Here is a 12,084-nt window from a genome sequence, read left to right as displayed (position 1 = left end):
AAACTCCGGTACGGCCTGGTCGTAGTGGTGACAACCCAGGCGATCGGAGCAAACCGTGGTCATCACCGAACGACGTCTCTCCACCATGGTGCTGGTGATCGGCACCGGAGGAGCCGGGCTGCGAGCAGCCATCGAACTGGCCGAGGCCGGCGTCGACGTCCTCGCAGTCGGCAAGCGTCCCAAGGAGGACACCCACACCGCGCTCGCCGCCGGAGGGATCAACGCGGCGCTGTCCACGATGGATCCCGAGGACAGCTGGCAGCAGCACGCGGCGGACACCCTCAAGGAGAGCTACCTTCTCGCCGACCCCCGGACGACCAAGATCGTCACTGAGGGCGCCGCACGAGGAATCGACGATCTGGAACGCTACGGCATGGCCTTCGCCAGAGAGGATGACGGCCGGATCAGCCAACGCTTCTTCGGCGCCCACAAGTTCCGGCGGACCGCCTTCGCCGGCGACTACACCGGTCTGGAGATTCAGCGCACCCTCATCAGGCGCGCGGACCAGCTCGGCATACCCGTGCTCGACGGCGTCTACATCACCCGGCTGCTGGTCGACGACGGTGCCGTCTTCGGCGCCTACGGCTTCGACCTCACCGACGGAACGCGGTACCTGATCCACGCCGACGCCGTCATCCTCGCCGCGGGTGGGCACACCCGCATCTGGCGTCGCACGTCGTCCCGGCGCGACGAGAACACCGGCGACTCCTTCCGGCTGGCGGTCGAGGCGGGCGCGCGTCTGCGCGACCCGGAGCTGGTCCAGTTCCACCCGTCCGGGATCATCGAGCCGGAGAACGCGGCCGGCACCCTGGTCAGCGAGGCGGCTCGGGGTGAGGGCGGCGTACTGCGCAACGCGCTCGGAGAGCGGTTCATGTCCCGCTACGACCCCGTCCGGATGGAGCTGTCCACCCGCGACCGTGTCGCCCTGGCCTCCTACACGGAGATCAAGGAAGGGCGGGGGACGGCGAACGGAGGCGTGTGGCTCGACGTCTCCCATCTGCCACGGCAGACGATCATGACGCGGCTCCCTCGCGTCTACCAGACCCTGCTGGATCTGCAGATGCTGGACATCACCCGTGAACCGATCGAGATCGCGCCCACGGCGCACTACTCGATGGGCGGCGTATGGGTGCGGCCCGAGGACCACAGCACCGACGTCCGGGGCCTGTACGCCATCGGCGAGGCGTCGAGCGGGCTGCACGGCGCCAACCGCCTGGGCGGCAACAGCCTCATCGAACTGCTGGTCTTCGGCCGCATCACGGGCCAGGCGGCCGCCGCCTACTCACGATCGCTCACCGCGCAGAAGCGGTCGGCGACGGCGACGGCGCACGCACGCGCGGAGATCGACGATCTCCTCGCCGCCGACGGACCGGAGAACGTCCGTGCCCTGCAGCGCGCCGTCCGCAACACCATGACCGAGCACGCGGGAGTGGTACGCCACGAAGAAGGCCTGCGCGCCGGACTGGCGGAGCTCGCGGCGATCGAGAAGAGGATGGAGAACGTCGGCGTCCACCCGGACATCGCCGGCTTCCAGGACCTCGCGCACGCCTTCGACCTCATGTCCGCCGCTCTGGCGGCCCGCGCCACCCTCGAAGCGGCACTGGAGCGTCGCGAGACACGCGGTTGTCACAACCGCAGTGACTATCCCGACCTCGACCCCGCTCTGCAGGTCAACCTCGTGTGGTCGCCGACGACCGGCATCACCCACGAAAGCATCCCGGCCATTCCCGAAGAGATCTCCTCCCTGATGGAAGAGGTCTCGACCGACGGAAAACTCGCCGAATGACGATGGGCCGTGCCGTGCCACAGCACGGCACGGCACGGCACGGCGCACGGTACGGCCGGCCGGTCCCGTGAGCCGGTATCGGCAAGCGGGTACCGGTAGTTCACGGACGAGGCCGCGACGGGCACCGTCCGCACCTCCAGGACCCAGCCTCGTGACGGCGGAGGCCTGGACGGGACCGGCGCGCCACGTGACAGCGACGGCCGACCGCGAGGCGGCCGGCACTCCGACCCGCGGCGTGGCCGAACAGTGAGAGCGGGGGCCCCTGTCGACAAGGCAGGGGCCCCTTCACCATGGCGGCAGCGGCACACACACCGCCACGGACCCCGCGTCGGCCCTCCTTTTCCGAACCACCCCCGTACGACATCCCCGCACGGAAGAATCGGCTCGACATGTTCCACCCCGACGAAGCCACCGTTTCCCGTCCCGCTCCCCCCGAGGAGCCGACCGGCGTCTACCTCATCGACCCGGTCCGCAGCTCGATCGGCTTTTCCGCCCGACATGCCATGAGCGCCCATGTACGCGGGAACTTCACCGTGTTCGAGGGGCTCCTCAAGCTCGACGGAGTCCGTCCCGCCCGGTCCGAGGCCTACCTCAGTGTCCAGACGGGGAGTGTGGACACGGGTTGCCCGGAGCGCGACGCGCGTGTCACCGGCCCGGAGTTCCTGGACTCCGCGACGTTTCCCCTCATGAGTTTCCGTTCCGCCGGAGTCCTCGGCGCCGGGGACGACCGGCTCCACCTGGCGGGGTACCTCCGGATCAAGGACGCCGAGCTCCCCGTCCATCTCGACCTCGCGTTCCGTGCGCCGAGCCGGGCGGCGTGCGCACGCGGCAGGGTCGGCCTCGAAGGCACCCTCACCCCGCGGCGCGTCGGTCCCGGCCCCGGCCCCGGCGGCAACGCTGCGCCGCGGCCAGGTGGGCCTCCGATCGGCGACATGATGAGGCTGACCATCGACATCTCCGCCGTGCGGACGCGGCCGGGTCAGTCGCGATGATCGCCGTTGAGCGCCTTGTACTCCCGCGCCGTCGGCTTGGTGATCTGCGCGCCCTCACCGTAGAAACGCCGGCTGAGCCGTGCGCGCAGCCGCTGGGCGGGGCGCGCTCCGCCGTCCGGGCCCTCCCCTTCGCCCGTACCGCCGGGACCGATCGGCCGGTACTGCTCGTGCTGGGTGAGAAGGTGCAGCCGTTCCTGGCTGAGCGGCTCGTGCACCTCGACGAACTCACCGTGCGGCAAACGCCTGATCGTGCCGGTCTCGCGCCCGTGCAGGACTTCGTCGCGGTCTTTGCGCTGGAGACCGAGCGCCCACCGACGCGCCACGGTGTAGGCGGCGGGAGGCACCGCGAACAGGGCCACGCGCACCGCCCACGTCACTGATTCGACCCCGACGTGCAGACGAATGGCGATGATGTCGTTCGCGGCTCCGACGAGGGCCACCAGATAGAAACTGATCCATGCCGCACCGAGGCCCGTCCGCACCGGGCGGTTGCGCGGCCTGTCGAGGACATGCTGGTCACGGTTGTCGCCCGTCACCCATGCCTCGAGGAACGGGTACGCGCCCATGGCGACGAAGAGTCCGGCTCCCACCAGCAGCGGGATCAGGTTGTCGAGGGCCAGCGTGTGGCCCCAGAAGTCGATTTCCCAGCCCGGCATGACGCGCAGCAGTCCGTCGGCCACACCCATGTACCAGTCGGGTTGGGACCCGGCGGAGACCTGGTCGGCGCGGTGGGGCCCGTACTGCCAGACGGGGTTGATCTGCACGGACGCGGCGATGAGGAGGATGCCGCCGGTGACCAGGCAGAAGAATCCCGCGGACTTCACGGCGCGCGCCTTGAGCGGAAGGCCCACGACGTTCCGGTTGGTGCGCCCGGGACCGGGATACTGCGTGTGCCGGTGACGGAGGGCCAGGACCCCGTGCGCGACGAGCAGCCCCACCATGAGAGCGGGGATGATCAGCACGTGAAGGGTGTTGAAACGCGCGACCAGGTCGTCGCCCGGGAACTCGCCCCCGAAAAGGAACATCGAGAGGTACGTTCCGACGATCGGCAGGGAGAGGATGGTTCCGTTCACCACCGCGAGGCCCGTCCCGGAGAGCAGGTCGTCGGGGAGGTCGTAACCCGTGAGGCCCGCGAACATTCCCAGGACCAACAGCAGGAATCCGAAAACCCAGTTGAGTTCACGAGGCTTTCGGAACGCGCCCGTGAAGAACACACGCATCATGTGGACCAGCATCGCGGCGACGAAGACCAGCGCCGCCCAGTGGTGGATCTGCCGGATCAGCAGGCCGCCCCGTACGTCGAAGGAGATGTGCAGGGTCGAGTCGAATGCCTCCGACACCCGCTGCCCCCGCAGCGGCGCGTAACTGCCCTGATACGTCAGTTCCTTCATCGACGGATGGAAGTACAGCGTGAGATACACACCTGTGACGACGATGACGAGAAAGCTGTAGAGGCATATCTCTCCCAGCATGAACGACCAGTGGTCCGGGAACGCTCTGCGCGCGCTCTCCCTGACCCGACCGGGCACGCCCAGGCGCCCGGAGGCCCAGCCGGCGATCCTTTCCCCTGCGGGCCCTCGCCGCGCAGGCTGTTCCTGACTCCCGTCGCTCATGCCTCTACCACCATTCACAGATCGTTCAGGGGAATCGCGTTCGACCCGGAACGTCTCCCTGTCTCTCGGGCGGCCGAGAACCTCTGGGAAGAGGGCCGGAGAATTCCGGCGCGACAGGGTGCGGGAACATGCCTCGTCACCGCGCTTCCGGGATCGGCAGGCACTCGTCCTGCTCCCATCCGTATGACCGTGCACGGGGCATGGATGTGACACTCGGAAAGGCTCATGTCACAAGATCCATGCCTGGCCGGTCAGAAGGATTGAGCCGAGAAACGAGAAATGGCGCGTCCTTCACCGGGACTTCGCCGTCGGCCACAGGAATCACTGTCCGGGCACAGGCGTGTACGCACCGGCCCCGTACCGTCGGGCCGGCGTCACCGCTCAGGGCCTCCGGAACCGCGAGGAGAGTGCCGCGGCCGTGTGAGACGGCCGTCCGTGAGGGAGAATGCCGTATGGATCGTGTCGCCGCGGTGCCGCTCGCGGAGTTGCTGGACGAGCGCCGGTATCTGCTGGACGTGGCCTGCTGGATGCTGGGCAGCGCCGGTGCGGCGGAGCGCGTGGTCGACGAGACGTACCGCCGGTGGTACGGGCTCCCGGACGCCGCGCGGGGCCGTATCGAGGTGCCCCGGTCCTGGCTGGCGAGGACCGCGGGCGGTATCTGTCTCGGCCGGCTCACCGGTCCCGGCCGGCCCGGCGACACCGCCGCCGGCACGGGGTCGGCCGACCGGCTCCGGAACGCCGAACGTCCCGCGGCCGCGCTGCCGGCCGAGCGGGCACGTGCCGGTGTGCGCGCACAACGCCCGCGCCCCGTCACCTCCTACCGGCACGATGTCCTCGCCCGCGCGGTCCGTGACGCCTGCGCGGCGCAGGACGGCGAACTGCTCGCCTCGCTCCTCGCCCCGGACGCCACGGCGCTCTTCGACGGCGGCGGGAAGATCCGGGCGCTGGCCACGCCGGTGCACGGCGGCCGGCAGGTCGCGGCGAGCCTGCTGACCCTCCTGGCCCTCCGCCCGCGCACCACGCTGACCACGCACTCCGTCAACGGCCGTACGGGGCTCGTGGCCCGCTACGACCACCAGGTCGCCGCCGTCATCAGCATCGCGGTCACCGGCCGGCGCATCACACACGTCTCGATCGTCCTCAACCCCGACAAACTCCGGCTCTGGAACCGGCCGCCCAGGCCGCCGGAGAGGCCCTCACCGCGAGACGGCGGCGGGCTCTGACGACCTGCCGTCCGCCGGGTCTCAGGCCGACGCCCCGACCACCAGCACGACGCTGACCACGACCATCACCGCGGTGATCAGAGCCATCGCGGCCAGGGTCCCGCGAAGCCACCGCCCGAAGCGGGCACGATGCCGCTTCTCCACCACGTCGATGCTGTCGGCGATGTGCTCGGTCACCATGCGGGCGACGTGTTTCTGCTCCTCGACGTACCACTCCTCGATGTCGGCCCTCTGCCGCCGGGTCAGACCGGGCACGCGCGCGGCGAACTCCGCCGCGCGCCGGTGCGCCGCACCCAGGTGGGACTCCCGGTACAGGAAGTTCTCGATGTCGGTCAGGCCGCGTGCGGCCTCCTCACTCGCGTCCAAGGTGCCCTCCAGTGGGACAGACGATTCCCTGCCAGCGGGCACCGGCCGGGTGTTCCGGCCCGTTCACATGGCCGCGCGCCCCGCCGCTCACCCGGCGCCCCCTCCGGAACGTCGCGGCTCCCCGCCCGCGAGGAACGCGTCGCGCGGATGCTGGACGGAGGCGAGGGAGACGAGATCACGGCCGTACAGCGCGGCGGTGAGCCAGACGGCGAGCACCCGGACCTTCCGCTCCCAGGTGGGCACGGCCAGCACGTGGTACCCGCGGTGCATCAGCCAGGCGGGCAGACCCTTGATGACGATGCTCTTGTACTGGAAGATCCCGCGTCCCAGTCCCAGCGTCGCGACCACGCCGAGGCTGCTGTGACGGTAGTCGCGTACCTTGCCGCCTCGCAGGTCGGCCACGATGTTCTTGGCGAGGCGCCTGCCCTGACGCACGGCGTGCTGGGCGTTCGGCACCGTGTGCGCCCCCGGCACCCGCGAGGCCAGGTCCGGAACGGCCGCGTCGTCCCCGGCCGCCCACACGTCCGGCACGGGCTCGTCGGCCGTACCCACCCGGAGGTCGGGGCGGACGACGACCAGGCCCCGTTCGTCGACCGGCAGATCCGTGTGGTTGTGCACGACCGGGTTCGAGGCGTTGCCGGCGGTCCAGACGATCAGCGCCGAATCGAACTCCTCGCCGCTGGACAGGACGACATGCCCGTCCGCGGCGGAGACGAGCTGCGTGTTCAGATGGACGCGCGCGCCACGGCGCTCCAGGTCGCGTACGACCCAGGCGCCGGGCTTGTCACTCACCTCGGGCAGGATGCGCCCCCGGGCCTCGACCAGATGGAAGGAGAGGTCCTCGAAGCTCAGTTCCGGATAGGACCTGAGCATCGCGGTCGCCAGCGACAGCAGCTCGCCGAAGCCCTCGACACCGGAGAACCCGCCACCCACGAACGTGACGGTGAGCAGTTTCCGCCGCTCGGCCCCCGGTGGTGACGACGCCGCCTGGTCGAACGCCGTCATCAGCCGGTCACGAATCGCCACGGCCTCCTCGACGTGCTTCAGGCCGATCGCCTGCTGCGTCAGGCCGGGTATGGGGAAGGTGCGGGTCACGGCCCCGGTGGTGACCACGAGGGTGTCGTAGCGGAGTTCACGGACGGTCCCGTCGGCGGCCCTGACGGTGACCGCCCGGTCCGCGTTGCTGATCCCGGTCACGCTCCCGGCGACCAGCCGGGTGCCGCGCAGGTGCCGCCGCAACGACACGGCCGCGTGCCGCGCCTCGACCGATCCGGCCGTCACCTCCGGAAGGAACGGCTGGTACGTCATATAGGGACGCGGGTCGACGACCGTCACCCGCGCCTCGCCGGTACGCAGGGCCTTCTCCAGGCCCCATGCGGTGTAGAAGCCCGCGTAGCCGCCACCGACGATCACAATCTCGCGCATGATTCCCTCTGTCCGTTGTTCGACATCGGAATAGACCGGGTGGGGCCGGGTGGTGTGACAGGCGCGTCAGCGGAAACCGGGCGGGGGGCGCGTCGTGGTCCGGTGGCCCACGGGCCGCCCGGCGGACGCCGTAAACACTACATACTGTAGGGTTTGCTTCATCATGAGTTCGTCATGAACCTCTTACGTCTCGGGGGACCCCTGTGAAGGAACGTGACGCCGATCGGGTGGCGCCGGGTGACGGCACCTTCGAGCGGATCCTGGACCGGGCTCTGCACTCCCCCGAGATCACGGCGGCGATGGAGCACTCCGACGCCGCGGACACGCGTGAGCGTCTGCGCCGCGAGGCACTGCGGGAGCGCGCCGCCCTTTCCCGGACCGCCGCCGCCGAGTACGGCCGCTATCTCGGACTGCGGGCCTCCGCCGGCCGCCTCCCGGAGACGGCTCGACATGATGGTCCCTCAGAAGCCGTCGTGGGTACGGAGGAAGACTCCGCCTCCGTCTCCGCGCTGCTGCTTCCGAGCCTCGGTGTCGTGGCCGCGGGCGTCTACGTCCTGAGCGGGTTCGACGTACACGCCCTGGACGTACGTCCCCATCTGAACGACGGACTGATCATGGTGGTGGTGATCCTGGCCGCCGTGGCGGCGGGGGCGGCGCTGGGCGATCTGCTCTGGTCGCTGGCGACCCGGCGCCGTACCGTCCCGGGTGACCACGAGACCGGTGGCGCCGAGGCGAGACAGGCCCATCTGGACTGGCAACTCGCCCTGCTGGAACGGGGCTTGATGCCCTTCCTGCTCGGACGCCTGGACCGGCCGGAGCCGGTCGAGTCCCGCAAGAGGCAACGACCGAGCCGGCCCGAGCGGGCCTTCGCACCGGACACCGCGAAGAAGTAGCCGTCCCGGCGGCACCACGGCGGCCGGCCGGCACCCCGTCGACAACACCCCGGTTCTTACCGCCCCCTTACCTCGCGGCACCGCGTGGACCAGGCGGTTCCACCGTACGAGGCCCACCGGCGACCGCTCCTCGACATCTCCGTCGCCGATCCTTACCTTGGACACAACTCACCTTTCCTTACAGGATGTAGGGTTTCCCCGCTCCGCGATTCCCAGGAAACGCACAGACTCACCCGGCCCGTCCCCACGGCTCGTTTCCCACCCCCTCTCCCCAAGGTGATGCTGCACGGTGTCTGCACAACAGCCAGCACTCGTCCCGGAACAGCGGAACCCGACGTCGCGGCGGACCGCTCCCGCCGACGGGCCCGCCGCCGGCGCACGGCCACGACTGCGACCGCGGGCGGCCGCGGCGACGGTCTGGTACCTGCGGCTCCTCGCGCTGCTCAACCTGGTGGCGGTCGTCTCGCTGCCGTTCCGCGAGGAGGTCCACGAGCACAACGCGGGCGAGTTCTTCACCCCGTACCTGGCCACCGCCGGGTTGATCTCGGCGGCCGTCGCGCTGTTCCTGGCCCTGGTGATGAGGCGCCGCAAGCGGGCCGCGTGGATCTTCAACATGCTGCTGGCCGGACCGCTCTTCGGGCTGTACGTACTGGCCCTGACCCAGGCCCCGTACCGACGCCACGGATTCAACTGGTTCTCGACCGCTTTCACCGGTCTGTTCGTGCTCGCCCTGCTGCTGGGGCGCCGGGAGTTCCGGGCCGTCGGGGACCGCTCCAACCCCCGGCTGGCACTGGCGGTGGGCGCCGGCGGCGTGCTCGTGAGCGGGGCTCTCGGGACCCTTCTGGTGAGCGCCACCAACAAGGTGTCCGGGGCACCGCTGAGCGACCGGATCACCTACACCCTGCTGCGCGGGGTCAGCGTCGGCCCGCTCGCCGACCGGCTCGACACCGTCGTCGCGCCCCGCTGGGTGGACGTCCTCATCAACGTCCTGACCGCCGCCACGTTCCTGCTCGTTCTCTACGCCTGCTTCCGCGCCCCGCGCGGCAGCGAACTCCTCGGCGAGGACGACGAGAAGCGTCTGCGCGGGCTCCTGGCCAAGCACGGCGAGCGGGACTCGCTGGGCTACTTCTCGCTGCGCCGCGACAAGGCCGTCATGTGGTCGCCGAGCGGCAAGGCGGCGATCGCCTACCGTGTGGTCGGCGGAGTGACCCTGGCCTCGGGCGACCCGATCGGCGACCCGGAGGCCTGGCCCGGCGCGATCGAGGAGTGGCTGCGCGAGGCGCGCCGGCACGCGTGGACACCGGCCGTGATGGGCGCCGGTGAGGAGGCCGGCACGATCTACGCCCGGCACGGCCTCGACGCCCTCGAACTCGGTGACGAAGCCATCGTGGAGCGGGCGGACTTCACCCTCGAAGGACGCGCGATGCGCGGAGTGCGCCAGGCGCACAACCGGATTCGCCGGGCCGGGTACACCGTCCGCATCCGCCGCCACGAGGACATTCCCGCGGCCGAGATGGCCACCCTGATCGACAAGGCGGACCACTGGCGGGACGGTGAGACCGAGCGCGGCTTCTCCATGGCGCTGGGACGGCTCGGCGACCCGGCCGACGGCCGCTGCGTCATGCTGGAGTGCCACGACAGCCACGCCGAGCCGCGGGCGGTGCTCAGCTTCGTGCCCTGGGGCGGAAAAGGACTGTCGCTCGACCTGATGCGCCGTGACCGGGACTCCGAGAACGGGCTGATGGAGTTCATGGTCATCGAACTCCTCGCACATGCACAGGAGTTCGGGGTGGAGCGGCTGTCCCTCAACTTCGCCATGTTCCGGTCGGTCTTCGACCGGGGCTCCCGGCTCGGGGCCGGTCCCGTACTCCGGCTGTGGTGCAACGTGCTCACCTTCCTCTCCCGCTGGTGGCAGCTCGAGTCCCTCTACCGGGCCAACGCCAAGTACCGGCCGGTGTGGGAGCCCCGCTACCTGCTGTTCGAGAAGAGCAGCGACCTGCCCCGCATCGGGATCGCCACCGCCCGCGCGGAGGGCTTCCTCACCCCGCCCGCGCTGCCCGCCCTCGGCCGTCGCGGACACCTCCGGGCACCGGGGGGACGGACCCGACCACCGCACAACGGACAGACGTCGGGCTCGACGCCCGGTCCGTCGTCCGGTTCGCCGTCCGCCGGTTGACGCGACGTGCCCCGACGGGCACGGCACCGTCCGCCGGCTCCAGCACCAGCCGGGGACCCGTGGCCCCGCCATGCCCCGGCCACCAGGCGTTCACGTCCTCCGGCGACGATGCGGCCGACCGCCCGAGCCCGCTCCGGAGGAATCGACCACCCCATGAAACGCATCGCGGCCGCCCCCGCCCTGTTCCTCGCACTCTCCGCCCTCCTCGCCTCCGCCCTCCCGGCGGGGGCGACGCAGGGACCGCCCGGTTCCTACGGGACGAAGACGCCGTACGCCCCTCAGCAGGACGCCCGTTCGTATCAGCGGGTACCGAAGGGGTTCGTCCCGGTGTTCACGGAGAACGTGTCCCGGCACGGCTCCCGGGCGGCGACCGACGGCGAGGACGCGGAGTTGATCCTCCAGCTGTGGGACAAGGCCGCGGACGAGGGTGAACTCACCCTTTCCGGACGAGAGTTCGGCCCACGCGTACGGTCGCTGACCGCGGCCATGGAGAAGGTCGGGTACGGCAGTCTCAGCGGTCGGGGGCAACGGGAGATCCAGGACGCCGCGGTCCGTATGGAACGGCGGCTGCCCGGGCTGTTCGCGCGGATCGCCCGGGACGGCGAACCGGTCGACGTCGTCAGTTCGGGGCAGGGCCGTGCCGTCGACAGCGGCCGCCTCTTCGCCGCCGCCCTCACCCGCGCCGACCCCGCTCTCGGCCCTCTCATCGGCCCGGCCCGGGCGGACGCCGATCTCCTGTATTTCCACAAGTCCGCCGGCGGCGCCGCCTATCGCGACTACATAGCCAACGACCGGCGGCTGGCGGCCACGCTCAAGGACATCTCCGAGCAGCCCGCCACCCGTCGCGCGGCCCGCGGCATCCTGGGGAAGATCTTCACCCCGGCCTTCGTCAGGCGGATCTCGGCGGGCGAGTTCGCCTCGATCGGCTCCGAAGTGGACGCGGCCCAGGCGGTCTACAACCTGTACAGCATCGCCCCGGCCATGAGCGACGAGGGCGAGTGGCACCTGGAGCGCTACCTCGCCCCGCGCGACGCCGCCTGGTTCGCCTATCTCGGCGACGCCGAGGACTTCTACGAGAAGGGGCCCGGCTTCGAGGACAGCGACATCACCTACAGGATGGCGGACGTCCTGCTCGACGACTTCTTCAAGAAGGCCGAGGCCAGGCGCGCGGGGACCAGCGACCTGGGCGCGGAGCTGCGCTTCACCCACGCCGAGGAGATCATCCCGCTCGCCGCGCTGATGCGGCTGCCGGGCAGCACCGAGCCGGTGACGCAGAGCCGTCCCTACACCTACGCCGACAACTCCTGGCGGGGCGGGTCGGTGGCCCCGATGGCCGCCAACATCCAGTGGGACGTGTTCCGTCGCGGGAACACCTATCTGGTGCGGATGCTCTACAACGAGAAGGAGACCGCGTTCGGGCGTGGCTGTACGCCCGTGCGGAAGGGCAGCTCGTTCTACGACCTGGACGAACTGGAGCGCTGCTTCGGCCGCGTGGTGTCCTGAAGGATGCCATCGTCCGGGTGACCTGGGAACTTCTCCGCCCGCACCGTCAGTTCTGACGAGACCGGCCCGGCGCGCGAGCGCCCGGCCGGTTCGGAACGACGAGTGCG

Annotated in this window: 9 protein-coding genes; 6 read left to right on the top strand and 3 right to left on the bottom strand. The window is 70.5% G+C overall.

What is annotated here, in order from left to right; all coding sequences use genetic code 11:
- The first annotated feature begins 85 nt into the window (after positions 1-85).
- Both GFH48_RS35265 and GFH48_RS35260 read left to right on the top strand, forming a co-directional pair.
- Complete coding sequence (locus GFH48_RS35265; protein WP_194280913.1) at positions 86-1,786, top strand: L-aspartate oxidase; 1,701 nt, start codon at positions 86-88, stop codon at positions 1,784-1,786.
- A gap of 389 nt (positions 1,787-2,175) precedes the next feature.
- Positions 2,176-2,778: a YceI family protein gene (locus GFH48_RS35260; RefSeq protein ID WP_153292118.1), complete on the top strand. Its 603-nt coding sequence runs from the start codon at positions 2,176-2,178 to the stop codon at positions 2,776-2,778.
- Here the strand turns inward: GFH48_RS35260 and qcrB are convergent.
- A complete protein-coding gene (gene qcrB / locus GFH48_RS35255) occupies positions 2,766-4,391 on the bottom strand; it encodes a cytochrome bc1 complex cytochrome b subunit (protein ID WP_153292117.1) in 1,626 nt (541 codons plus the stop codon). The genes GFH48_RS35260 and qcrB overlap by 13 nt on opposite strands.
- 452 nt (positions 4,392-4,843) lie before the next feature.
- Here qcrB and GFH48_RS35250 point away from each other — a divergent pair, with 452 nt between their 5' ends.
- Positions 4,844-5,614, top strand: a complete 771-nt coding sequence (locus GFH48_RS35250; RefSeq protein ID WP_153292116.1) for a sigma-70 family RNA polymerase sigma factor family protein — start codon at positions 4,844-4,846, stop codon at positions 5,612-5,614.
- Positions 5,615-5,635: 21 nt separating this feature from the next.
- Here GFH48_RS35250 and GFH48_RS35245 read toward each other — a convergent pair whose 3' ends face one another.
- Together GFH48_RS35245 and GFH48_RS35240 are read right to left on the bottom strand one after the other, a co-directional pair.
- The gene (locus GFH48_RS35245; protein WP_153292115.1) at positions 5,636-5,980 is read right to left on the bottom strand and encodes a hypothetical protein; all 345 of its coding nucleotides are present in this window, start codon (positions 5,978-5,980) and stop codon (positions 5,636-5,638) included.
- A gap of 87 nt (positions 5,981-6,067) precedes the next feature.
- On the bottom strand, positions 6,068-7,405 hold the full coding sequence (locus tag GFH48_RS35240; protein WP_153292114.1) for an NAD(P)/FAD-dependent oxidoreductase: 1,338 nt from the start codon (positions 7,403-7,405) through the stop codon (positions 6,068-6,070).
- A gap of 203 nt (positions 7,406-7,608) precedes the next feature.
- Here GFH48_RS35240 and GFH48_RS35235 point away from each other — a divergent pair, with 203 nt between their 5' ends.
- The 3 genes from GFH48_RS35235 (at position 7,609) to GFH48_RS35225 (ending at position 11,977) form a co-directional block, all read left to right on the top strand.
- On the top strand, positions 7,609-8,298 hold the full coding sequence (locus tag GFH48_RS35235) for a hypothetical protein (RefSeq protein WP_153292113.1): 690 nt from the start codon (positions 7,609-7,611) through the stop codon (positions 8,296-8,298).
- A gap of 289 nt (positions 8,299-8,587) precedes the next feature.
- On the top strand, positions 8,588-10,474 hold the full coding sequence (locus GFH48_RS35230; RefSeq protein WP_153292112.1) for a phosphatidylglycerol lysyltransferase domain-containing protein: 1,887 nt from the start codon (positions 8,588-8,590) through the stop codon (positions 10,472-10,474).
- A gap of 153 nt (positions 10,475-10,627) precedes the next feature.
- Positions 10,628-11,977 (top strand): histidine-type phosphatase, encoded by a 1,350-nt coding sequence (locus GFH48_RS35225; RefSeq protein ID WP_153292111.1) that lies wholly within the window; start codon positions 10,628-10,630, stop codon positions 11,975-11,977.
- Positions 11,978-12,084 lie beyond the last annotated feature (107 nt).

The organism is Streptomyces fagopyri, assembly GCF_009498275.1.
Lineage (GTDB): Bacteria > Actinomycetota > Actinomycetes > Streptomycetales > Streptomycetaceae > Streptomyces > Streptomyces fagopyri.
The sequence above is the reverse complement of the archived record's forward strand: the minus strand, read 5'-3'. Positions and strand labels throughout refer to the sequence as shown.